Source organism: Mycobacterium scrofulaceum, from assembly GCF_001667885.1.
Classification (GTDB): domain Bacteria; phylum Actinomycetota; class Actinomycetes; order Mycobacteriales; family Mycobacteriaceae; genus Mycobacterium; species Mycobacterium scrofulaceum_C.
In genome coordinates this window covers 1-21,746 of the sequence record NZ_LZJW01000167.1, presented here as the reverse complement: position 1 = coordinate 21,746, position 21,746 = coordinate 1, and the positions used below count along the sequence as shown (strand labels likewise).

Below are 21,746 nucleotides of genomic sequence, written 5' to 3'. Positions count from 1 at the left end.
ACATCGGCAGCCAGGGCGCGTTGTTCGACACCCCCATCCTGGTTCCGCCGCAGGCCGCCATGCTGGGGGCCGGGGCGGGCGCTTTCTGCGCCTGCTGCTTCTTTTCCGCCGCCGCGAGCACGTCCTGCTTGCGGATGCGGCCACCGACGCCGGTGCCGGTGATCTCCGCCAGGTCGATGCCGTTCTCGGTGGCCAGCTTGCGCACCAGCGGGGTCACGTAGGGGGCGCCGTCCTGACCCGAGCCGCCAGGCTCGGCGGCCGGCTGTGCTTGCGCCGGAGCGGCTTTCGGCGCGGGCGCCGGCTGGGACACCGGCTGCGGTTCGGGCTTCGCCTCGGCCGTGGGTGGTTCGGCCTTGGGCGGTTCGGGTGCCGGCTCGGGCTTGGGTTCCGGTTTGGGAGCGGGCGGGGGAGTCGGGGCGGACGGGGCCTCGGAGCCGGTGCCGATCCGCGCCAGCTCCCCGCCGACCGGCACGGTGGCGTCCTCCTCGGCGGTGATGCTGACCAGGACGCCGGCCACCGGTGAGGGAATCTCGGTGTCCACCTTGTCAGTCGACACCTCGACCAGCGCCTCGTCGACGCCGACCGAGTCGCCGACCTTCTTCAGCCAGCGGGTCACCGTGCCCTCGGTCACCGACTCGCCCAGCTCGGGCATCAGCACCGGGGTTGCGTCGCCGCCACCGGAACTCTGCGGCGCCGGTTCGGGCTGGGCGGGCGCGGCCGCTTCGGGCTCGGGCTGGGCCGGCGGCGCGGATTCGGCCTGCGGCTCGGGCTGCTCGGGCTGGCTCGGCGCCTCCGGGGCCGCCTGCGAACCGCCGCCGTCGGACGAGTCGCCGATGACGGCCAGCTCGCCGCCCACCTCCACGGTGTCGTCCTCCTGCGCGACGATCTTCGTCAGCACACCGGCGGCGGGCGACGGGATTTCGGTGTCGACCTTGTCGGTGGACACCTCGACGAGGGGTTCGTCGAGTTCGACCGTGTCGCCTTCCTGCTTGAGCCAGCGGGTGACCGTCCCCTCGGTGACGCTCTCACCGAGTGCGGGCATCTGGACGGAGAAGGCCATCGTCTTTGACTCCTCGATCGCTCGTGGGTCGGGGTGGGTCGAACATCTCGCTAGCCGTTGCAAGTAGCTATCCAAAACTATCCTGTCACTGCGCCCGCGCCGGCACACATCCAGGGCGGACCGCGCGCGGTTGCCGGGACGGCCCGAACACCCTTGCTACGGTGTGGCCACTGCAATCCAAGCGGGGAGGTCGGAGATGCCGGCAACACAACAACTAGCCCAGCATTTCGTCGACAGCGCCGACGGCGCGCGAATCGCGGTCTACGAAGAGGGCAATCCCGACGGGCCCACCGTCGTGCTGGTCCACGGCTTTCCCGACAGCCACGTGCTGTGGGACGGTGTCGTGCCGCTGCTGGCCGACCGGTTTCGCATCCTGCGATACGACAACCGCGGCGTCGGCTCGTCCTCGGCGCCCAAGCCGGTGTCCGCCTACACCATGGACCGATTCGCCGACGACTTCGCCGCGGTCACCGGAGAACTCAGCCCCGGCCGGCCCGTGCACGTGCTCGCCCACGACTGGGGCTCGGTGGGCGTGTGGCACTACCTGAAGCGGCCCGGCGCCGGTGACCGGGTCGCGACGTTCACGTCGGTGTCCGGCCCGAGCCAGGAGCAACTGGTCGACTACATCCTCAGCGGCCTGCGCCAACCCTGGCGCCCCCGCAGATTCGCCCGCGCGGTCAGCCAGGCGCTGCGGTTCAGCTACATGCTGTTCTTCTCGATCCCGGTGCTCGCGCCGCTGTTCCTGCGGCTGACGATGTCGATCCCGGCGCTGCGGCGCAACGCCGTGGACAACATCCCGGTCGAGCAGATCCATCACTCGCCCCAGCTGGCCCGCGACGCCGCCCGTTCGGTGAAAACCTATCCCGCCAACTACTTTCGCTCGTTCTCCGGCCGCGGGCAGGGCATCCACGACGTCGACGTGCCGGTGCAGCTGATCGTCAACACCAAGGACAAATACGTGCGGCCGTACGGCTACGACCACACGCCGCGGTTCGTGCCGCGGCTGTGGCGGCGCGACATCAAGGCCGGTCACTTCTCGCCGATGTCGCACCCGCAGGTGATGGCCGCCGCGGTCCACGAGTTCGCCGATTGGGCCGAGGGCAAGCCGCCGAGCCGCGCGCTGCTGCGCGCCCAGGTCGGGCGTCCCCGTGGGTCCTTCGGCGACACCCTGGTGTCGGTCACCGGCGCCGGCAGCGGAATCGGACGCGAGACGGCGTTCGCGTTCGCCCGGGAGGGCGCGGAGCTCGTCATCAGCGACATCGACGAAGCGGCCGTCAAGGCCACGGCCGCCGAGATCGCCACCCGCGGCGGCGTCGCGCACGCCTACGTGCTCGACGTGTCCGACGCCGAGGCCGTCGAGGCGTTCGCCGAACGGGTCAGCGCCGAGCACGGCGTGCCCGACATCGTCGTCAACAACGCCGGCATCGGGCACGCGGGCGGATTCCTGGACACCCCGGCCGAGCAGTTCGACCGGGTGCTCGACGTCAACCTGGGCGGCGTGGTCAACGGGTGCCGATCCTTCGCGCGGCGGCTGGTGGAGCGTGGCACCGGCGGCTACATCGTCAACGTCTCGTCGATGGCCGCCTACGCCCCGCTGCAGTCGCTCAACGCCTACTGCACGTCGAAGGCGGCGACGTACATGTTCTCGGACTGCCTGCGCGCCGAACTCGACACGGCCGGCGTGGGACTGACCACGATCTGCCCGGGCGTCATCGACACCAACATCATCAACACCACCCGCTTCGACGCGCCCGCCGGAAAGGGCGAACAGGTCGACGGCCGGCGGGGCCAACTCGGCAAGATGTTCGCGCTACGGCACTACGGCCCGGACAAGGTGGCCAACGCGATCCTGTCGTCGGTCCAGAAGAAGAAACCGATCCGCCCGGTCGCGCCGGAAGCCTATGCGCTGTACGGCCTTTCGCGCCTGGCGCCACAGGGGCTGCGCAACGCTGCGCGGCTGCGAGTGATCTGACCCGGGCTCAGATGCCCGTCCGCGCGGCGCCCTGGCGGCCCGTCAACAACGCGCCGCCGATCGCGAGCAGCCCGATGACCGCCAGCGGGATCGACCAGGTGCGCCTGCTGCCCACCGACGACTGGCACTGCGCCACATAGTCGGTGTGCGGGACGACCTGATTGAGGATCGGGATGTTCGCCACACTGTTGTTATTGGCGCTTCTGGCCGCCGACAGGTCCGTGGCGACCGCATTCCCGCACCCGATCGAATGCCCGTTGCCGTCGGAAATCGACACCGGCGCCAGTAGCCCGATCACGCCCGCCAGCAGCAGCACGGCGCCCACACCCAGGATCAACCGTCGCACCGTCACGATCTCGCCTCTCTTCGTACACGTTTTCGACCGTGGGAGATTAGCCGCCGGACGGGGCCGGTAAACCCCGAGCGGCCGGATTCAGCGTCCCGTTCGTGGGTATTCCGCGGCGGTAACCGAGAGGGGGAGTCAGGTCGTGGTACTGATTGCGACGCGGGACGTGGCCGCGCCTTGCGAGCGGGTGTGGGAAGTGCTGGCCGACGGGTGGACCTACACCCAGTGGGTGGTGGGCAACAGCCGCATGCGGGCCGTCGATCCGAACTGGCCGGAGCCCGGGTCGTCGATCAGGCACTCGATCGGGATTTGGCCGTTGGTGATCAACGACGCGACGGTGGTGGAGGAGAGCGAGCCGCCGCACAAGCTGGTGTTGTGCGCCCGCCTCGGGCCACTCGGGGCAGCGCGGATCACGATGCTGCTGCACGAGACACCGCAGGGCTGCCGGGTCGAGATGATCGAACGGCCCGTCGAAGGCCCGATGGGCGCCGTTCCCGACTCGCTCGCGCTGGCCGCGGCCTACCCGCGCAACAAGGAGTGCCTCTGGCGGCTGGCGGCTCTGGCCGAGCGCAAGGTGCCCAGCCAGGTGAAATGAGCGTGCGGGACACCGCCGACGCCGTGGTGATCGGGGCGGGACACCACGGACTGGTCGCCGCCTCGATGCTGGCCGACGCCGGTTGGGACGTGTTGGTGCTGGAGGCCCAGCCCGAACCCGGCGGCGCGGTGCGCAGCGCCGAGCTGACGCCGGGCTACATCACCGACCTGTTCAGCTCGTACTACCCGATGACGGTGGCCTCGCCGGCGATCGCCGCCCTGGGGCTGGAGGACCACGGCCTGCGCTGGTCGCACGCGCCGGTGGTGCTGGCGCATCCGCGCAGCGCGGCCGACGACGACCCGCCCATCGTCTACCACGACCCGGCCCGCACGGCAGCGGAATTCGCCCGCCGGACGCCCGCCGACGGCGACAACTGGTGGCGCCTGGTCCACTTGTGGGAGCGGATCAAGGCGCCGCTGCTCGACGCCATGTTGGCGCCGTTCCCGCCCGTGCGCCCGTTGCTGCGGCTGCTGACCAGCCTGGGCACCTCGGAGGCGCTGCGGGTGGCGCGCCTGCTGGTGCAGCCGGCCAACACCATGGCGAGTGAGCTGTTCGCCGGCGAAGCGCCGCGAGTGTTGTTGCTGGGCAACGCGATGCACGCCGACGTTCCGCCGGACGCGCCGATCAGTGGCGCGATGGGATTCCTGATGACGATGCTGGCCCAGGACTGCGGCTGGCCGGTGCCGGTCGGGGGGTCGGGACAGCTGACGGCCGCCCTGGTCAACCGAGCCCGCTCCGCCGGCGCGCGAATCGAGTGCAACCAGAACGTTTCCCGCATCCAGGTGCGGGGCGGCCGCGCGGTCGGGGTGACGACGGCCGAGGGGAGCACGGTCGCGGCGCGGCGCGCCATCGTCGCCGACGTGACGGCCCCGCGATTGTTCTGCGACATGCTTCCGCCGGATGCGTTGCCGCCCAAGCTGTTACGCGACCTCGAGCACTTCATCTGGGACCCACCCGTGGTGAAGGTCAACTACGCCCTGGGAGCACCGGTTCCGTGGCGGGCGAAGAACCTGCACGGCGTGGGCACCGTCCATCTGGGCGCCGACGGTGACGGGCTGATCCGCTGGATGGCCGACCTGAACACCCGGGTGGTGCCCGAGCATCCCTTCATGCTGTTGGGTCAGACCACCACGGCCGATCCCACCCGGTCGCCGAAGGGCACCGAAAGTGTCTGGGCCTACACGCATCTGCCGCGCAACGTCGCCGACGACACGTCGGCCGATCGGCTCGCCGAAGCGGTGGACCGGGTGATCGAAGAACACGCCCCGGGATTCGGTTCGGCGGTCGTGGACCGGTTCGTTCAACGCCCGTCGGACCTGGAGGCCAGCGACGCCAACCTGCACATGGGCGCGCTCAACGGCGGCACCGCGCAGCTACAGCAGATGCTCATCTTTCGCCCGGCGCCCGGCATGGGCCGGGCCGAAACCCCGGTGCAGGGGCTGTATTTGGGCAGCGCGTCGGCCACCCCGGGCGGCTCGGTGCACGGCGCCTGCGGACGCAACGCGGCCAACGCCGCGCTGGCCGCAGATGGCGCCACCGGCTGGCCCCGCCGCGCGGTGCAGCGAGCGGTCTTCTCGGTGCTGACGGGTAAACGCTAACCGCCGAGCGCCGGCCGTGCGCTAGCCGTTCTCGGCGATGTCCTCGAGCACCGCGAACATGGTGCGGGTCGGCACTCCGGTGCCGCCCTTGGGTGTGTACCCCCACGGGCCGCCGGTGTTGTACGCCGGGCCGGCCACGTCGATGTGCGCCCAGCCCACGCCGTCGGCGACGAATTCGCGCAGGAACACCCCGGCGACCAGCATGCCGGCGAAGCGCTGGCCGCTGATGTTGGACAGGTCGGCCACCGTCGACTTCAGGTCCTCCTTGAGCTCGTCGGGCAGCGGCATCGGCCAGCCGTTCTCGCCCACCCGCTGCGAGATGGCGGCGACCCGGTCGCGAAACTCGTCGCTGCCCATCACCCCGGGGATCCGGGCGCCCAGCGCCACCGTCTGGGCGCCGGTCAACGTGGAGGTCTCGATCAGGTAGTCGGGGTTGTCCTCGCACGCCCGCACGATGGCGTCGGCCAGGATCAGCCGGCCCTCCGCGTCGGTGTTCTGCACCTCGACGGTGATGCCGCCGTATTGCGTCAGCACGTCACCGGGCCGCTGCGCCGTGCCCGACGGCATGTTCTCGGCCATCGGCACGGTGGCGATCACGTCGATCGGCAACCGCAGCTGCGCGGCCAGCGCCACCGTGGCGATGACCGCGGCCGCGCCGCCCATGTCCGAGGTCATGTAGTGCATCGACGCGGCCGGCTTGATCGAGATGCCGCCGGTGTCGAACGTGATGCCCTTGCCGACGAGGGCCACCTTCTTCGCCTGCTTGGGTTTCTTGGCCAGCCTGGAACCCCGATGGGTCAGTCGCACCAGCCGCGGCGGGCGCGACGAACCCTGACCGACGCCGATCACGCCGCCGTAGCCGCCCTTCTGCAGCGCCTTCTCGTCGAGCACCTCCACCTCGAGGCCCACAGACTCACCCAAAGCCCTTGCACGCCGGGCGAATTCGGCCGGAAAGAGGTGGCTTGGGGGCGTGTTGACGAAGTCGCGGGCGGTGGCCACGGCGGTCGCCACGGCGGCGCCGTGCGCGCTGGCCGCCTTCGCGTCCTTCGAGGCGGACAGCACGGTGATCTTGCGCAGCCCTTTGTCTTTCGGCGCGGTCTTGCCGCTGCGGAAGTCGGTGAACCGGTAGCTGCCCAGGATCAGGCCCTCGACGGCCGCCGAGCAGACGTCGGCGCTGAAGTCACCGGGCAGCGTCACGAGCACCGCCTCGGCGGTGCCCAGCGACCGCGCCGCCACCCCGGCGGCGCGCCGGATGGTGTCGGCGGGCCACTCGGGTCGCGGTTTGCCCAGGCCGATCGTCAGCACGCTGGACACCGGCAGCGACGGCACCACCAGCCGGTGGACCTGCTCGCTGCCGCCGGTGGCGTCCAGCGCGCGCAACGCGGATTCGATCTCGGTGACCGCGTCGGCCGGTAGCAGCGATTCGCCGGGGGCAACAGCCGCCCCCGGTCGGTCCTCCTCGCCGGTGGAGACCACGGGCACGATCAATACCGAAGAGCCCGCCCCGCGTTTGGGCAGCGATGTGGCGACGTTGACGGAGGGGCTGTCATAGCTCAAATCGGTGGTCACGGGCAGTTACCCTAATCGCCGGAGCCCGCGCCGGGATCGGCGGCGTCCCCTCCGTGCAGCTCGAAGGCGATCGTCGGGGTGTCAAAACCCTTGAGGTCAAAGGGGCCACGCGGCGTGGCCGGCCAGTCCGGCAGGTGTTCGTGCAACGCCGCATCGGCCAGGATCTGGCCCGGGGCGGCGGCCCCGACCAGGCGCGCCGCGAGGTTGACCGGGCTGCCGAAGTAGTCCCCGTTGATCGCCAGGACGGAGCCGAAGGCCAGGCCGGCGCGGACCTGCAGGCCCTCCTCGCGAGCCCGCGGATGGTCGACCAGGTCGACCGCCGCCTTGGCGAGGCGCTCGGGCGATGCGCTCACCCACATCACCTCGTCGCCGATGAACTTCACCACCCGGCCGCCATCGCGATGCACGACGTCCGCGACGGTGCCGGCGAACTCGTTGAGCAGAGCGGAGAGTTGGGCGGGGGTGAGCGCGCGGGTGAGCACCGTGAACCCGGACAAATCCGCAAAACCGATGCCGCACAACACGCTTGCCGAGGTATCGCGCAGCACGCCTTCGAAGTGGGTTCGGGCGCCGGTCAAATGGTGCCGGTGGACGACGTCGATCAGCCCCGAGATGCGCGGGACGAACTCGGCGACGGCGCGGTACGCCTGCGCCGTGGCGAGTTCGTCGTTGGTGTAGGTCATCTGGATGTCCGGCGTCCCGGCCCGGATTGCCGTCGACTCGGCCTCCGCGAGCCGCGCCATCGCGGCGCCGAGCACCCGCAGCAATCCGAACGCGCCGTCCTCGCCCACCACCGCCTTCAGGCCGACCCAGGTCGCCAGCGCGTCGACGTCGGCCTGGCTGAGCACCGGGACGTCGGGGCCGGCGACGGTCAGGCCGAGCAGACCCCACGCCTGGGTGACCTCCTCGGGTGACAAGCCGAGCTGGTCGGCCGCGGTCGCGATCGTGTGGACCGGGCGCCCCGACCACTGCAGGACGTCGCCGGCGAGGCCGAACAGCCGCCCACGCTGCTCGGCTTCCACCATCTCGTCGACGGTGAAGCCGAGGTCGTCCAGGTACTTGATCAGGTCGGCCCGCTCGCGCGCGTTGGCGATTCCGGCGGCCTCGAGCGCCGCGAAGTCCGGGGAATCGACCACCCACCCAAGTGTGCCAGCCCCCGCGATTAGGGTGAACCGTCGTGACCGATGACCTACAGCATGGCCCGTTGGAAGACCGCCACCGCGAGTTGGGGGCCAGCTTCGCCGAGTTCAGCGGCTGGCTCATGCCCGTGTCGTATGCCGGCACCGTCAGCGAGCACAACGCCACCCGCAACGCGGTGGGTCTGTTCGACGTCAGCCACCTGGGCAAGGCGTTGATCCGCGGGCCGGCCGCCGCCGAATTCGTCAACTCGACGCTCACCAACGACTTGAGCCGCATCGGCCCGGGCAAAGCCCAATACACCTTGTGCTGCAACGAATCCGGCGGTGTCATCGACGACTTGATCGCGTACTACGTCGGCGACGACGAGATCTTTCTGGTGCCCAATGCCGCGAACACCGCCGCGGTGGTCGAGGCGCTGCAGGCGGCCGCCCCGGCGGGCCTGACGATCACCAACGAGCACCGCTCCTACGCGGTGCTGGCGGTGCAGGGACCGCGATCGGCGGACGTGCTCGACGGGTTGGGCCTGCCGACCGGCATGGACTACATGGGCTACGCCGACGCCTCCTACTCGGGGGTGCCGGTGCGGGTGTGCCGGACCGGATACACCGGTGAGCACGGCTACGAGCTGCTGCCGCCGTGGGACTCCGCCGGGGTGGTGTTCGACGCGCTGGCCGCGGCGGTCGGCGCCGCCGGCGGCGAGCCCGCGGGCCTGGGCGCCCGCGACACGCTGCGCACCGAGATGGGCTATCCGCTGCACGGGCACGAACTGGCGCTGGACATTTCGCCGCTGCAGGCCCGATGCGGCTGGGCGATCGGCTGGAAGAAGGGCGCGTTCTTCGGGCGGGACGCGCTGCTCGCGGAGAAGGAGGCCGGACCGCGACGGCTGCTGCGCGGCCTGCGAATGGTCGGACGCGGTGTGCTGCGGCCCGGTCTGACGGTGCTCGCCGGCGAGACGCCGGTGGGGGTCACCACGTCGGGGACCTTCTCCCCGACGCTGCAAGTCGGCATCGGGCTGGCGCTGATCGATACCGGCGCTTCAGTCGAGGACGGCCAGCGGGTCACCGTCGACATTCGCGGGCGCGCCGCGGAGTGCGAAGTCGTGCGCCCGCCCTTCGTCGACGCCAAGACTCGTTAGTGCCACCGGTTCAGGTGAAAAGCCCGGTCGCAGGCGGATATACAATCAGCCCCATGACCAGCGGCTCCCTCGAGTTCACGGTTTCACGTTCGGCCAACCCCGCGACCGACGCCGAACGTGGATCCATCCTGGCCGAGCCCGGTTTCGGCAAGTACTTCACCGACCACATGGTCTCGATCGACTACGACGACGAGCGGGGCTGGCACAACGCGCGAGTCATCCCGTACGGCCCGATCGAACTGGACCCCTCGGCGATCGTGCTGCACTACGCGCAGGAGATCTTCGAAGGGCTCAAGGCGTACCGCTGGGCCGACGACTCGATCGTGTCGTTTCGCGCCGAGGCCAACGCCGCGCGGATGCGGTCGTCGGCGCGGCGCCTCGCGATGCCCGAACTGCCCGACGAACTGTTCATGGGCTCGCTGTGCCAGCTGATCGCCGTCGACAAGCCCTGGGTCCCCGCGGCCGGCGGTGAAGACGCGTTGTACCTGCGCCCGTTCATCATCGCCACCGAACCGGGACTGGGTGTGCGGCCGTCCAAGCGGTACCGCTACCTGCTGATCGCGTCACCGGCCGGCGCGTACTTCAAGGGCGGCATCAACCCCGTCACGGTCTGGGTGTCGACGGACTACGTGCGGGCCAGCCCGGGCGGCACCGGCGCTGCCAAGTTCGGCGGGAACTACGCCGCCTCCCTGCTGGCGCAGGCCGAGGCCGCCGCCCACCAGTGCGACCAGGTGGTGTGGCTGGACGCCGTCGAACGGCGCTTCGTCGAGGAGATGGGCGGCATGAACATCTTCTTCGTGTTCGGCAGCGGCGGGTCGGCGCGGTTGGTCACCCCGGAGCTGTCCGGTTCGCTGCTACCCGGCATCACCCGAGATTCGTTGTTGCAGTTGGCAATTGATGCGGGATTCTCCGTCGAGGAACGCAAGATCGACATCGACGAATGGCAGAAGAAGGCCGCCGCCGGCGAGATCACCGAGGTGTTCGCGTGCGGTACCGCCGCCGTCATCACCCCCGTCTCGCACGTGAAGTACGGCGACACCGACTTCACCGTCGCCGACGGCCAGCCCGGCGAGGTGACGATGGCGCTGCGCGACACCCTGACCGGGATCCAGCGCGGCACGTTCGCCGACACCCACGGCTGGATGGCGCGGCTGGGCTAGGCCCTGCCCGCGAATGCCCGGCCGTCGAACGTGAAGCTGCTTTCACGTTCGGCCGCGAGCGTGAACATAAGTGCACGCTCGGCTGGCAGGCGCTAACCAGCCGGGCGCTCGCGGCTAGAACCGCACCAGCCCGGCCAGCGCCACCACGCTGACCGTCGTGGTCAGCTCGATGGCGGCGCCCAGCACGTCGCCGGTGATGCCGCCGAATCGGCGCACGCAGTGCCGCACCAGCACCGCACCACAGCCCAGCCCCACGAGCACCGCGACCGGCCCCTGCCAGGGCCGCGGCCCGGCGGCCAGCGCCGCGACCAGCAGCACCGCCACCCAGGCCGCCGCGACGATCACCGGCTGGCTGCCCGCGACCCGCGCGCCCAGCGCGCTGTTCGCGGCCGCAGGCACCGACCGCCGGCTGGCCAGCACCGCGGCCACCCGGCCGGCGGCGACCGTCACGGCGATGCCGACCAGCCCCGGCCTGCCCGCCGCCCCGAGCGCCGCGAAGGCCAGCCCCTGCAGCGTGATCGTCAAGACGACGGCCGCCGCGCCGAACGGGCCGATCGACCCGTCGCGCATCACCGCGAGGGCGCGCTCGGGCGGGCCGTAACAGCCCAGCCCGTCGGCCGTGTCGGCGACACCATCGATGTGGAGGCCGCGGGTCGCCAACAGCAACGCCGCGACCGCGAGCAGGCCGGACAGCGGAGAGGACGGCCCGAACGCCTGGGCCGCGCCCCACGTCACCGCGGCGGCGAGCGCCCCCAGGACGGCACCCACCACGGGCAGCGCCGTCATCGCGCCGCGGCCCACCGCGGCGTCTCGCGAACGCGGCACGGGAAGGACCGTGCCGAACGCGAAAGCCGTTGCCAGCGAACGGATCACAGCGGGGGAGCGGCCCGGTCGGACACGCCGGCCTGCGTGAACGTGGCCATCGACGACAGCGTGGCCACCGCGGCGCGCAGCACCGGCAACGCCAGCGCGGCGCCGCTGCCCTCGCCCAACCGCATCCGCAGGTCGAGGATCGGATCGAGGCCGAGCTCGGTGAGCGCCAGCGCGTGACCGGGCTCGGTGGACCGGTGACCGGCCTGCCACCACAGCCGGGCGCCCGGAGCCAGCCGCTCGGCGACCAACGCGGCGGCGGTCACCGCCATCCCGTCGAGCAGCAGCGGGGTGCGTCGCACCGCGGCCTGCGCGCAGAAGCCCGCGATCGCGGCCAGATCGGCGCCGCCGCCGCAGCGCAGCAACGCCACCGGGTCGGGCAGCACGCGCGACGCCCGGAACAGGGCGTCGCGCACCGCGGCCGTCTTGCGCGCCCAGCCGGCGTCGTCGATCCCGGTGCCGAAGCCCACCACCGCGACCGGCTCGGCGTTGGTCAGCGCCGCCACCAGCACCGCCGCCGGGGTGGTGTTGCCGATGCCCATGTCCCCGGCGATCAGCAGGTCGGCCCCGGCGTCGACCTCCTCGTCGGCGATGGCCCGGCCCGCGGCGATCGCGGCGGCGGTTTCGTCGTCGGACAGCGCGTCCTGGACGGCGATGTCGCCGCTGCCCCGCCGCACCTTGTGGGCGCCGATCCGTTCCGTCGCCGCGTCACCGGCCACCGCCAGGTCCGCGACACGCACGGTCGCGCCGGCGAGGTCGGCCAGCACGTTGATGGCCGCCCCGCCCGCCTCGAAGTTGGCGACCATCTGGGCGGTCACCTCCGGCGGGTAGGCCGACACCCCGGACCGGGCGACACCGTGGTCACCGGCGAACACCACCACCCGGGCACGCTCGAATTGCCTTGGCGGGCAATGCCCTTGGCACGACGACACCCACACCGACAGGTCTTCGAGGCGGCCCAGCGCGCCCCGCGGCTTGGTCAGGGTGTCCTGGCGGGCGCGGGCGGCCGCGGCGACGCCCGCGTCGGGCGGCGATACCGGGGCGAACTCCATCACGCCCCCGACGGCTTGATCGGCACCGCCTGCCCGGCCACCACCAACACCACCCGGTCGCAGAGCTCGGCGACGCGCTGGTTGAGGCTGCCCAGTTCGTCGGCGAACCGGCGACCGGACGCGGTGGCCGGCACGACGGTCAGCCCGACCTCGGGGCTGACCAGCACCAGCGTGGAGTTGAAGTCGCCGACGGCGGCGAGCATGGCCTCGACGGGGGCGGCGACCGATCCGCCGTCCCACCCGTGGTGGCGGTCCAGCGTGCCGGTCAGCCAGGAGCCCAGGTCGTCGACGAGCGTCGGGGTGTCCGGCGCCGCGCGCAATTGGCGTGCGATGTCGTCGGTTTCGACCGTCGACCAGTGGCCGGGCCGGCGGCCGCGGTGCTCGGCGACCCGGCCCGCCCAGTCCGCGTCGCCGTCCCCGGCCGGGCCCGGTGCCAGGTAGCAAACCGGCTGGCCGGCCGGCAGCGTCCCGGCGATGGCGTGCTCGGCCCACCGGGATTTGCCCGATCGGATCCCGCCGAGCACCAGCGTGCGCACCGCGCTCAGGCGGGCCTACTTGACATCGGCGCCGCGCTTGACTTGGGGCCGCGGCGTCCGCAGCCGGCGCATCTGCGACGCCCGGCTGGCGGCGTAAAGGCCCAGCTTCCAACGGCTTTCGGTGTTGTCGGGGAACTTCGCGTCCACCAGCTTGCTCACCCTGCGGCCCAGCAGCAGGCCGTCGACCAGCATCACGGCCATCAGCAGCAGCATCGCCGGGGAGACGTAGAGCTGCAGCTGCGGGGTGGTGAACAGGGCGAACATCAAGAACAGCGTCGCGGGCATGAACAGGCCCAGCAGGTTGCGCCGGGCGTCCACCACGTCGCGCACGTAGCGCCGGACCGGGCCCTTGTCGCGCGGCAGCAGGTACGCCTCGTCGCCGGCCATCATGCGCTCTCGGCGATCGGTCATCTTCGCGCGGTTGGCGGCCCGGTCGGCCCTGCGCTCGTCGCGGCTGAGCTTGGGGCCGGCCAGCGACTTGCGGCGGGCCCGCGCCTCGGACGCGGTCATCGGTGCGGGCGCGACCGGACCCTTGCGCGCGGTGCGCCGCGCCTCGTTGCGTTTCGGCGTGGGCCGGCCCTTGGGGCTCGTCCCTCGCGCGCCACGCGACGTCGTCTCGGCGGCGCCGGCGGCATCGAGCGCGCCCGCGCCCTCGTCAAGGTCCTCGTCCTGGCCCTTCTTGCGGCCCATCAACTTCACAGAGGCCAGGTTACTTCGCGGATGGGCGGCCCCGGAATCGGCTTGGAATGGCTTGCTATTAGACCTGCGTCAGCGCCTCACTTGGCCCTACTCTTACCAGTGATGAACGGCTGCCTGTGATGGACGACGGCACCATGGCCTCGGATGATGCTGCTTTGGGCCTCGCTCCCGGCCGTCTTCAGCTGCCGGCCATGCTCGTCCTGGTCGCCCCCGATTGCTACGGCGACAGCATGACCGCCGTGGAGGCCGCGGCCGCCATCGCGACCGGGTGGACCCGATGCCGGCCGGGCGACCGGTTCATCGTCGCCCCGCAGTCCGACGGCGGCCCCGGCTTCGTCGAGGTGCTCGCCAGCCGGCTGGGCAAGTCCAGGCGGTTGCGGGTGTCCGGGCCGCTGTCGACCATGGTCGAGGCCCAATGGGTGTTCGATCCCGCCACGACGACCGCCTACCTGGAATGCGCGCAGGCGTGCGGCCTGGCCCTGCTGGGCGGCCCGCCCACCCCGGAGACCGCGATGGCGGCCCACAGCAGGGGAGTGGGGCAGCTCATCGCCGAGGCGCTGCGGGCGGGGGCGACGCGGATCGTGGTCGGGCTGGGCGGCAGCGCATGCACCGACGGCGGGCAGGGGATGATCGCCGAACTCGGCGGCCTGGACTCCGCCCGCCGCCAACTGGCCAACGTGGAGCTCATCGCCGCCTCCGACACCGAATATCCCCTGCTCGGGCCGTGGGGAGCGGCGAGGGTCTTCGGCCCGCAGAAGGGTGCGGACACGGTCACCGTGGCGGCGCTGGAGGTCCGGTTGCAGGCGTGGGCGCTGATTCTGGAGGCGGTCGCCGGCCGCGACGTCAGCTCCGAACCGGGCGCGGCCGCGGCGGGCGGCATCGGCGCCGGGCTGCTGGCACTGGGCGGCCGGTGCGAGTCGGGCGCGGCGATCATCGCGCATCACACCCGCCTGACCGACGACCTGGACATGGCGGAGCTGATCGTCACCGGCGAAGGCCGGTTCGACGAGCAGTCGCTGCACGGCAAGGTGGTGGGCTATCTCGCGGACGCGGCCCGGCCGCGGGGGGTGCCGGTGATCGTGCTGGCCGGGCAGGTGGGCCTGGACAACGCCACGGTCCGCTCGGCGGGCATCATGGCCGCCCTGTCCATCGCCGAGCACGCCGGATCGGTGCGGCTGGCGCAGGCCGACGCGGCCAATCAGCTCATGGGGCTGGCGTCCGTGGTGGCGGCGCGACTCGGGAATAGCGGTCCTGCAAGGTACCGTTGAGGTAGTGGACTTTCTCGGGCCCCGCCTGAAGACCCAAGCCAACGAGAGGCATGTAGGAGAAGCAATGACGGTGCAAAACGAGTCGAACGCCAAGACCCACGGCGTGATCCTGACCGAGGCCGCCGCCACCAAGGCAAAGTCCCTGCTCGACCAGGAGGGGCGCGACGACCTGGCGTTGCGTATCGCGGTCCAGCCGGGCGGGTGCGCGGGCCTGCGGTACAACCTCTTCTTCGACGACCGGACGCTGGACGGCGACCTGACCGCCGACTTCGGCGGCGTGACGTTGACGGTGGACCGGATGAGCGCGCCGTACGTGGAGGGCGCGTCCATCGATTTCGTCGACACCATCGAGAAGCAGGGCTTCACGATCGACAACCCCAACGCCACCGGCTCCTGCGCCTGCGGCGACTCGTTCAACTGACCGGGTGACTTCCGCTCAGTACGAGCCGCCGGTGCGCAGCACGTACGAGCACACCATGATCTGTCCCCGCTGAAACAGCAGCTGGGCGATGCCCTGCAGCTCACCGCGCAACGGGCCCCCGCCCGCGGGTGACGCCTTCATCGTGAACAACGCCTGGGCCTGGTACTGCGACAGGTAGACGATCTTGTCGATCGAGGTCACCTCGACCTCGGAGAACTGCTTGCGGAACGCGTCGCTGCTCAACTTGGCCAGCGCCTGGTCGGACCGTTTGTCCCGCACCCCGTCGTACATGCCGCACAGCGCGTTGCGTTCGATCTCCTCGATGTCGCGGTGATCCAGCGCGTCCAGATACCCCTGGATCGCCGTCTTGGCGGCGCCCTCGGAGAACGTCGCGCCGGTGTTGGCCCCGTTGGTGCGAACGCCGTAGACGATCGCCACGGTCAGGGCGGCCGCCAGCGCCACGGCCAGCAGGATGCCGATGATCAGCCGCCGCTTGGACCGCCGCTGCGGGTAGGGCATCGGCGGCGGTGGCTGACCGGCATAATTGGCGGGAGCCGCGCCACCGGCGCGGGGGTCGTCGGGGAACTCGAGCGGCTGAGACTCTGCCGGTTCGGGTCCGCTGCCGCCGACGGTGTGGTTCGGCGAGTGCGGACCTGCCATCGTGGTCTCCTACGGTGGTGGACGGGGACTACGTGCGGGATACCCCGACCGCGCTTCGTGTCCCGGGCGACTTGAGCGAGTTCCCTAGGGAGGCTAGCGCACCGCTTGGCGCCGCCGGTGGACACAGCGACGGCCGAGGCACGTGCGTAAGCTAGATAACCTTACTAACGAAGGGCGGAGACATTCGTGACGATCGCGGTGACAGGTTCGATTGCGACCGACAATTTGATGCGGTTCCCCGGCAAGTTCTCCGAACACCTGCTGGCTGAACATCTGCAGAAGGTATCGCTCAGTTTTCTGGTTGACGACCTGGTGATCCACCGCGGCGGCGTGGCGGGCAACATCGCCTACGCCATCGGCGTGCTCGGCGGCGACGTGGCGCTGGTCGGCGCGGCCGGCGACGACTTCGACGACTACCGGCAGTGGCTGCAGGCGCACAACGTCAACTGCGACAACGTGCTCATCTCGGAGACGGCGCACACCGCGCGCTTCACCTGCACCACCGACGAGGACATGGCCCAGATCGCGTCGTTCTACCCCGGTGCGATGTCGGAGGCCCGCAACATCAAGCTCGCCGACGTGGTGTCGTCCATCGGCGAGCCGGACCTGGTGATCATCGGGGCCAACGACCCGGACGCGATGGTGGTGCACACCGAGGAGTGCCGCAAGCTGGGCCTCGCATTCGCCGCCGACCCGTCCCAGCAGCTGCCCCGCCTGTCCGGCGAGGAGATCGACAAGCTCGTCGGCGGCGCCGCCTACCTGTTCACCAACGACTACGAGTGGGAGCTGCTGCTCAACAAGACCGGCTGGTCGGAAGCCGACGTGCAGGGCAAGGTCGGGCTGCGGGTGACCACGCTGGGACCCAAGGGCGTGGACATCGTCGAGCCCGACGGCACGACGACCCACGTCGACGTGGTGCCCGAGACCAGCCAGACCGACCCGACCGGCGTCGGCGACGCCTTCCGCGCGGGCTTCCTCACCGGGCGCAGCGCCGGGCTCAGCCTGGAACGCTCCGCGCAGCTGGGGTCGCTGGTCGCCGTGCTGGTCCTGGAATCCACCGGAACGCAGAACTGGGAATGGAACCGCGAGACCGCGGTGAGCCGGTTGGCGGGCGCCTACGGCGACGACGCGGCCAACGAGATCGCCGCGGTGCTCGCCTGACGGCGTCGCGCGTGAACTCGCGGCAACGCGGGTGAGCCACGGGAGGCGGCACGCCGCAAACGCCCGCCCGGGGCGCACGCTCGACGGCCTCAGAGCTGAACTGGATACACCGGCTCGCTGATCTGCGGCACCACGCTGGCGTCGACGAAGATCGCGTGCCAGAGCAGGAAGATCAGCAGCGTCCAGAGCCGGCGGCTGTGATCGCTCACGCCGTTGCGGTGCTCGTCGAGCATCCGCTGGACGGCGGCTAGGTCGACGAGGCGACCGGCGCGCCCCTCCTTTGCGGATGCGACCAACCCGTAGGCCCAGTCCAGCAATTCGCCGGCGCGCAGCCAATGCCGGATCGGCACCGGGAACCCGAGCTTGGGCCGGTGCAGCACGTGCGCGGGGACGATGGGTTCCAGGGCCCGGCGCAGCGCGTACTTGGTGGTGGTGCGGGTGATCTTGGCCTCGACCGGCAACCGCGACGCCACGGCGAACACCTCGGGATCCAGGAACGGCACCCGCAGCTCCAGCGAGTTGGCCATCGTCATCTTGTCGGCCTTGACCAGGATGTCGCCGCGCAGCCAGGTGAACAGGTCGACGTGCTGCATGCGGGCCACCGGGTCCCAGCCCTTCGACTGCGCGTACACCGAGGCGGTGACGTCGGTGTGGGTCCATTCCTCGCGGAAGCCGGGCAGCACGTCGCGCAGCTGGGCGTCGGAGAAGCTACGGGCGTTGCCGTAGTAGCGCTCCTCGAGCGTCAGCGAGCCGCGGTGCAGCAGGCTCTTGCCCCGCATCCCTTCCGGCAGCGGTTTGGACACCTTGCCCATCGACCGCCGCAGCGGCCGCGGCAGGTAATCGAAGGGCTTGAGCGACAACGGTTCCCGGTAGATCGTGTAACCGCCGAACAGCTCGTCGGCCCCCTCCCCGGACAGCACCACCTTGACGTGCTTGCGGGCCTCCCGGGCGACGAAGAACAGCGGCACCAGCGCGGGATCGGCCACCGGTTCGTCGAGATACCAGACGATTTCGGGCAGGGCCGCCACGAACTCGTCCGGGTGGACCACCTTGGCGACGTGGCGGGCGCCGATCGCCTCGGCGGAGGCCACCGCGACGTCGATCTCGGAGAAGCCCTCCCGCTCGAAGCCGGTGGTGAAGGTGATCAGCTTGGGGTTGTGCCGGATGGCCAGCGCCGCGATGGCGGTGGAGTCGATCCCGCCGGACAAAAACGCCCCGACCGTGACGTCGGCGCGCATGTGCTTGGCCACCGAGTCCTCGAGCACCGCGGTGATCTCGTCGTAGCGGGCCTGCTCGGTGCCGCGCGTGATCGGTGTGGCGGCGAACCGCGGCACGAAGTAGCGGGTGACCTCCGGCGGCCGCCCGGCCGTGATCCGCGCGTAGCAGCCCGATTCGAGGCGACGCACCCCGCGGTGCAGCGTCTCGGGCTCGGGCACGTATTGCAGCACTGTGTAGTGCTGCACGGCCCGCTCGTCGATCCCGGTGTCGAATCCGACCAACTCGGCGAGGTCCAGCAGGCATTTCTTCTCGCTGGCCACCGCGGTGCCACCGGGGCCGGTCGCCATGAACAGCGGCTTGATGCCGAATGGGTCTCGGGCGCAGAACAATTCACCGGTGGCGGTGTCCCACAGGGCGAAGGCGAACATCCCGCGCAGCCGGGTGAGCACGTCGGCGCCCCAGTAGTGGTAGCCGGCGACGATGGCCTCGGCGTCACCGTCGGTGGCGAAAACGGCGCCGTGCGCGCGGGCCAGCTCGTCGCGCAGCTCCAGGTAGTTGTAGATCTCGCCGTTGAACACCAGCACGTAGCGGTCGGGCGCCTCCGCCGGGCCCCAGCGCAGCGGCTGGTGCGAATGGGCGATGTCGATGATCGACAGGCGGTTGAAGCCGAACACGACGGATCCGTCGGCTCCCGGGTCGGTCCACGTGCCCGGCTCGTCGGGGCCGCGGTGGCGCATCAGATGCGACGCGCGCGCGATCGCCTCGTCGGCCCGGGCGGCAGAGACACTGGCACTGTCCGGGGCAGCGACAAACGCCAGCAGACCACACACGGCGCCCCAGTATGCCGCACTGCGGGTCAGCCCGTGGCGGTCGCACCCGGCACGTCGTGACGGCCCGGTGGGCCGGGGTTTCGTCGCTCGGGTCAGCGGCGTGGTCTACGCTGCGTAGTATTCGATATCCGAGCAGGAGGCGCCAACGTGACACCTCGCGAGCAGGTCCGTTCGCAACGTTTGTCGCACGGCAGGTTTGAGAGCCTTTCTGGCCGCCGTTCCGGGGGCTTTCGGCGAGGCCGGTCCCGTCGGCTGCGGCCGCTGGCGCTGGCCGCGACGTTCGGCGTGTTGGCGCTCACCCTGAGCGGATGCAGCTGGTCGGACGTGCTTGGCCTGGGCTGGCCCAAGGGCATCACCCCGCAGGCCCACATCAACCGCGAGCTGTGGGTCGGGGCGACGATCGCCTCGCTGGTCGTCGGGGTCATCGTGTGGGGCCTGATCTTCTGGGCGTCGGCCTTCCACCGCAAGAAGGCCACCGACACCGAGCTGCCGCGCCAGTTCGGCTACAACATGCCGCTCGAGCTGGTGCTCACGGTGACGCCGTTCCTGATCATCTCGGTGCTGTTCTACTTCACGGTCGTGGTGCAGGAGAAGATGCTGCACGTCGACAAGGACCCGGAGGTGGTGGTCGACGTCACCGCCTTCCAGTGGAACTGGAAGTTCGGCTACCAGCGCGTCGACTTCAAGGACGGCACGCTGACCTACGACGGTGTCGATCAGGCGCGCAAGAACGCGATGGTGTCCAAGCCCGAAGGCAAGGACGCCCACGGCGAGGAGCTCGTCGGACCGGTCCGCGGGCTCAACACCTCCGACCGCACCTACCTGAACTTCGACAAGGTCGAGATCCTGGGCACCAGCGACGAAATTCCGGTCCTGGTGTTGCCCACCGGCAAGCGCATTCAATTCCGGTTGGCCTCGGCCGACGTCATCCACACGTTTTGGGTGCCCGAGTTCCTGTTCAAGCGCGACGTGATCCCCAACGCCGAGGCGAACAACTCGGTGAACGTCTTCCAGGTCGACGACATCAGCAAGGCCGGGGCTTTCGTGGGGCACTGCGCCGAGTTCTGTGGCACGTATCACTCGATGATGAACTTCGAGGTTCGGGTGGTGCCGCCCAACGACTTCAAGGCTTACCTGCAGCAGCGGATCGACGGAAAGAGCAACGCGCAGGCATTGCAGGCGATCGGTCAGGCGCCGCTCGCGGTGACGACCCACCCGTTCGACACCAAGCGCGGTCAGTTGGCCGGAAGCCAGTAGGTTAGGACACCAAATGCATATTGAAGCCAGGCTTTTCGAATTCATCGCCGGGTTTTTCATTTTGGTTGCGGTGCTTTATGGGGTGCTGACAGCGCTTTTCGCCACCGGTGGTGAGGAGTGGGCCGGCACGACCGCGCTGGCGCTGACCGGTGGGCTGGCGTTGATCGTGGCCACCTTCTTCCGGTTCGTGGCCCGCCGCATCGACACCCGGCCCGAGGATTACGAAGGCGCCGAGATCAGCGACGGAGCAGGTGAATTGGGCTTTTTCAGCCCGCACAGCTGGTGGCCGATCCTGATCGCCTTGTCGGCCTCGGTATCCGCCGTCGGCATCGCGCTGTGGCTGCCGTGGCTGATCGCCGCGGGCGTGATGTTCGTCCTCGCGTCGGTCGCGGGATTGGTGTTCGAGTACTACGTCGGCCCCGAGAAGCACTGATTCGCATCCGTAAAGGTCACAATCAGATCACGTGATCTGTGGCCGCTTCGCCAGGACTTCTTTGCCCCTCCGTGTTCGGTAGTGTTTTGCCCAGGCAATTGACAATTTCTCAAGCGCGCGCGCAACGGTATGGCCGCGGGGCCCCGCGCGCTGGTGAGGCAGTCGGACAGGGCAGGCGAAGATGAGTGGGCCGAAACCGCCGGAATGGGAACCTGAGGAAGCCGATTCCGTGAACGAGGGTCCCCACCAACCGGATTCCGGCGGCGAGCCCCCCGAGCCCGCCGACGCCGCCCACGACGCCGGGGTCGACGACGAGCTCGAACCGTTCGACGACGGCGCCGAGCCGGAGGCCGACCAAACGGGCCAGACCGACGCCTACTCGCGGGCGTATTCGGCCCCGGAGTCCGAGCACTTCATCAGCGGCCCGTACCTGCCGGCCGACCTCAGGCTCTATGACTACGACACCTTCGACGAGGCGGCCGAGGACGAGGACGAACACGCCGCCCCGCGCTGGCCGTGGGTGGTCGGGATCGCCGCGATCGTGGCCGCCATCGCGCTCGTGGTGTCGGTGTCGCTGCTGTTCGCGCGCACCTACACCACCAAGCTGGCCAACCCCAACACCACCACCACCGCGCCGTCGACGCCGCCGCTGCAGGACGAGATCACCACCACCAAGCCGCCCCCACCGCCGCCGTCGCCACCGCCACCAGCGCTGCGCCCATCGCGGTCACCAACAGCACGGTGCCGCGCAACCAGACCCGATCGA

22 protein-coding genes are annotated in these 21,746 nt (G+C 70.5%); 10 read left to right on the top strand and 12 right to left on the bottom strand.

Annotation, left to right across the window (positions count from 1 at the left end; all coding sequences use genetic code 11):
- Nucleotides 1–1,060, bottom strand: a 1,060-nt coding sequence (gene sucB, locus A5681_RS23655; protein ID WP_067281432.1) for a 2-oxoglutarate dehydrogenase, E2 component, dihydrolipoamide succinyltransferase, incomplete at its 3' end; no start/stop codon positions are given.
- 196 nt (nucleotides 1,061–1,256) lie between these two features.
- Here sucB and A5681_RS23650 point away from each other — a divergent pair.
- The gene (locus tag A5681_RS23650; protein WP_067281430.1) at nucleotides 1,257–3,032 is read left to right on the top strand and encodes an SDR family oxidoreductase; all 1,776 of its coding nucleotides are present in this window, start codon (nucleotides 1,257–1,259) and stop codon (nucleotides 3,030–3,032) included.
- Nucleotides 3,033–3,039: 7 nt separating this feature from the next.
- Here A5681_RS23650 and A5681_RS23645 read toward each other — a convergent pair whose 3' ends face one another.
- Nucleotides 3,040–3,384 (bottom strand): aminopeptidase, encoded by a 345-nt coding sequence (locus A5681_RS23645; RefSeq protein WP_067281428.1) that lies wholly within the window; start codon nucleotides 3,382–3,384, stop codon nucleotides 3,040–3,042.
- Between the two features lie 136 nt (nucleotides 3,385–3,520).
- Here A5681_RS23645 and A5681_RS23640 point away from each other — a divergent pair, with 136 nt between their 5' ends.
- Both A5681_RS23640 and A5681_RS23635 read left to right on the top strand, forming a co-directional pair.
- Nucleotides 3,521–3,973 (top strand): SRPBCC family protein, encoded by a 453-nt coding sequence (locus A5681_RS23640; protein WP_082968515.1) that lies wholly within the window; start codon nucleotides 3,521–3,523, stop codon nucleotides 3,971–3,973.
- On the top strand, nucleotides 3,970–5,571 hold the full coding sequence (locus tag A5681_RS23635; RefSeq protein ID WP_067281422.1) for a phytoene desaturase family protein: 1,602 nt from the start codon (nucleotides 3,970–3,972) through the stop codon (nucleotides 5,569–5,571). Before A5681_RS23640 ends, A5681_RS23635 begins: the two co-directional genes overlap by 4 nt.
- A 21-nt stretch (nucleotides 5,572–5,592) precedes the next feature.
- Here A5681_RS23635 and A5681_RS23630 read toward each other — a convergent pair whose 3' ends face one another.
- Both A5681_RS23630 and A5681_RS23625 read right to left on the bottom strand, forming a co-directional pair.
- The gene (locus tag A5681_RS23630; protein WP_156738124.1) at nucleotides 5,593–7,140 is read right to left on the bottom strand and encodes a leucyl aminopeptidase; all 1,548 of its coding nucleotides are present in this window, start codon (nucleotides 7,138–7,140) and stop codon (nucleotides 5,593–5,595) included.
- 11 nt (nucleotides 7,141–7,151) lie between these two features.
- Nucleotides 7,152–8,276: an adenylate/guanylate cyclase domain-containing protein gene (locus A5681_RS23625; protein ID WP_067281417.1), complete on the bottom strand. Its 1,125-nt coding sequence runs from the start codon at nucleotides 8,274–8,276 to the stop codon at nucleotides 7,152–7,154.
- A 41-nt stretch (nucleotides 8,277–8,317) separates the two neighbouring features.
- Between A5681_RS23625 and gcvT the strand changes: the two genes are divergently transcribed.
- A complete protein-coding gene (gcvT, locus tag A5681_RS23620) occupies nucleotides 8,318–9,415 on the top strand; it encodes a glycine cleavage system aminomethyltransferase GcvT (protein WP_067281414.1) in 1,098 nt (365 codons plus the stop codon).
- A 53-nt stretch (nucleotides 9,416–9,468) separates the two neighbouring features.
- A complete protein-coding gene (locus A5681_RS23615) occupies nucleotides 9,469–10,575 on the top strand; it encodes a branched-chain amino acid aminotransferase (RefSeq protein ID WP_067281410.1) in 1,107 nt (368 codons plus the stop codon).
- A gap of 114 nt (nucleotides 10,576–10,689) precedes the next feature.
- Here A5681_RS23615 and A5681_RS23610 read toward each other — a convergent pair whose 3' ends face one another.
- The 4 genes from A5681_RS23610 to A5681_RS23595 are packed head-to-tail and all read right to left on the bottom strand — an operon-like array spanning nucleotide 10,690 to nucleotide 13,732.
- The gene (locus tag A5681_RS23610; protein ID WP_067281407.1) at nucleotides 10,690–11,448 is read right to left on the bottom strand and encodes an adenosylcobinamide-GDP ribazoletransferase; all 759 of its coding nucleotides are present in this window, start codon (nucleotides 11,446–11,448) and stop codon (nucleotides 10,690–10,692) included.
- Nucleotides 11,445–12,500: a nicotinate-nucleotide--dimethylbenzimidazole phosphoribosyltransferase gene (gene cobT, locus A5681_RS23605; RefSeq protein ID WP_156738123.1), complete on the bottom strand. Its 1,056-nt coding sequence runs from the start codon at nucleotides 12,498–12,500 to the stop codon at nucleotides 11,445–11,447. Before cobT ends, A5681_RS23610 begins: the two co-directional genes overlap by 4 nt.
- A complete protein-coding gene (locus A5681_RS23600; protein ID WP_067281401.1) occupies nucleotides 12,497–13,033 on the bottom strand; it encodes a bifunctional adenosylcobinamide kinase/adenosylcobinamide-phosphate guanylyltransferase in 537 nt (178 codons plus the stop codon). The genes cobT and A5681_RS23600 overlap by 4 nt, the downstream gene beginning before the upstream one ends.
- A 15-nt stretch (nucleotides 13,034–13,048) precedes the next feature.
- The gene (locus A5681_RS23595; protein ID WP_067281394.1) at nucleotides 13,049–13,732 is read right to left on the bottom strand and encodes a DUF3043 domain-containing protein; all 684 of its coding nucleotides are present in this window, start codon (nucleotides 13,730–13,732) and stop codon (nucleotides 13,049–13,051) included.
- A 191-nt stretch (nucleotides 13,733–13,923) separates the two neighbouring features.
- On the opposite strand from A5681_RS23595, the gene A5681_RS23590 reads away from it, so the two are divergent.
- A complete protein-coding gene (locus A5681_RS23590; protein ID WP_067281437.1) occupies nucleotides 13,924–15,000 on the top strand; it encodes a glycerate kinase in 1,077 nt (358 codons plus the stop codon).
- Nucleotides 15,001–15,064: 64 nt separating this feature from the next.
- Nucleotides 15,065–15,421, top strand: coding sequence for a HesB/IscA family protein (locus A5681_RS23585; protein WP_067281389.1), 357 nt, complete (start codon nucleotides 15,065–15,067; stop codon nucleotides 15,419–15,421).
- 15 nt (nucleotides 15,422–15,436) lie between these two features.
- Here A5681_RS23585 and A5681_RS23580 read toward each other — a convergent pair whose 3' ends face one another.
- The gene (locus tag A5681_RS23580; protein WP_067281388.1) at nucleotides 15,437–16,081 is read right to left on the bottom strand and encodes a hypothetical protein; all 645 of its coding nucleotides are present in this window, start codon (nucleotides 16,079–16,081) and stop codon (nucleotides 15,437–15,439) included.
- A gap of 186 nt (nucleotides 16,082–16,267) precedes the next feature.
- Between A5681_RS23580 and A5681_RS23575 the strand changes: the two genes are divergently transcribed.
- A complete protein-coding gene (locus A5681_RS23575) occupies nucleotides 16,268–17,242 on the top strand; it encodes a carbohydrate kinase family protein (protein ID WP_067281386.1) in 975 nt (324 codons plus the stop codon).
- An 89-nt stretch (nucleotides 17,243–17,331) separates the two neighbouring features.
- On the opposite strand, the gene asnB is transcribed toward A5681_RS23575, so the two are convergent.
- Nucleotides 17,332–19,290, bottom strand: coding sequence for an asparagine synthase (glutamine-hydrolyzing) (gene asnB, locus A5681_RS23570; RefSeq protein WP_067281383.1), 1,959 nt, complete (start codon nucleotides 19,288–19,290; stop codon nucleotides 17,332–17,334).
- Between the two features lie 147 nt (nucleotides 19,291–19,437).
- On the opposite strand from asnB, the gene A5681_RS23565 reads away from it, so the two are divergent.
- Both A5681_RS23565 and A5681_RS23560 read left to right on the top strand, forming a co-directional pair.
- On the top strand, nucleotides 19,438–20,547 hold the full coding sequence (locus A5681_RS23565) for a cytochrome c oxidase subunit II (protein ID WP_419866351.1): 1,110 nt from the start codon (nucleotides 19,438–19,440) through the stop codon (nucleotides 20,545–20,547).
- 13 nt (nucleotides 20,548–20,560) lie between these two features.
- Nucleotides 20,561–20,980, top strand: a complete 420-nt coding sequence (locus A5681_RS23560; protein ID WP_067281379.1) for a cytochrome c oxidase subunit 4 — start codon at nucleotides 20,561–20,563, stop codon at nucleotides 20,978–20,980.
- Nucleotides 20,981–21,436: 456 nt separating this feature from the next.
- Here A5681_RS23560 and A5681_RS28210 read toward each other — a convergent pair whose 3' ends face one another.
- Nucleotides 21,437–21,571, bottom strand: a complete 135-nt coding sequence (locus tag A5681_RS28210; RefSeq protein WP_419866350.1) for a hypothetical protein — start codon at nucleotides 21,569–21,571, stop codon at nucleotides 21,437–21,439.
- A gap of 71 nt (nucleotides 21,572–21,642) precedes the next feature.
- The gene (locus A5681_RS28205) at nucleotides 21,643–21,711 is read right to left on the bottom strand and encodes a hypothetical protein (protein ID WP_419866352.1); all 69 of its coding nucleotides are present in this window, start codon (nucleotides 21,709–21,711) and stop codon (nucleotides 21,643–21,645) included.
- Nucleotides 21,712–21,746: the final 35 nt, after the last annotated feature.

What these genes read in the sequence shown, in the direction of transcription:
- A5681_RS23560 (WP_067281379.1), top strand. Translation starts at nt 20,561, where the DNA reads ATGCATATTGAAGCCAGGCTTTTCGAATTCATCGCCGGGTTTTTCATT.
- A5681_RS23590 (WP_067281437.1), top strand. Translation starts at nt 13,924, where the DNA reads ATGCTCGTCCTGGTCGCCCCCGATTGCTACGGCGACAGCATGACCGCC.
- A5681_RS23650 (WP_067281430.1), top strand. Translation starts at nt 1,257, where the DNA reads ATGCCGGCAACACAACAACTAGCCCAGCATTTCGTCGACAGCGCCGAC.
- A5681_RS23585 (WP_067281389.1), top strand. Translation starts at nt 15,065, where the DNA reads ATGACGGTGCAAAACGAGTCGAACGCCAAGACCCACGGCGTGATCCTG.
- A5681_RS23580 (WP_067281388.1), bottom strand. Translation starts at nt 16,081, where the DNA reads ATGGCAGGTCCGCACTCGCCGAACCACACCGTCGGCGGCAGCGGACCC.
- A5681_RS23635 (WP_067281422.1), top strand. Translation starts at nt 3,970, where the DNA reads ATGAGCGTGCGGGACACCGCCGACGCCGTGGTGATCGGGGCGGGACAC.
- A5681_RS23615 (WP_067281410.1), top strand. Translation starts at nt 9,469, where the DNA reads ATGACCAGCGGCTCCCTCGAGTTCACGGTTTCACGTTCGGCCAACCCC.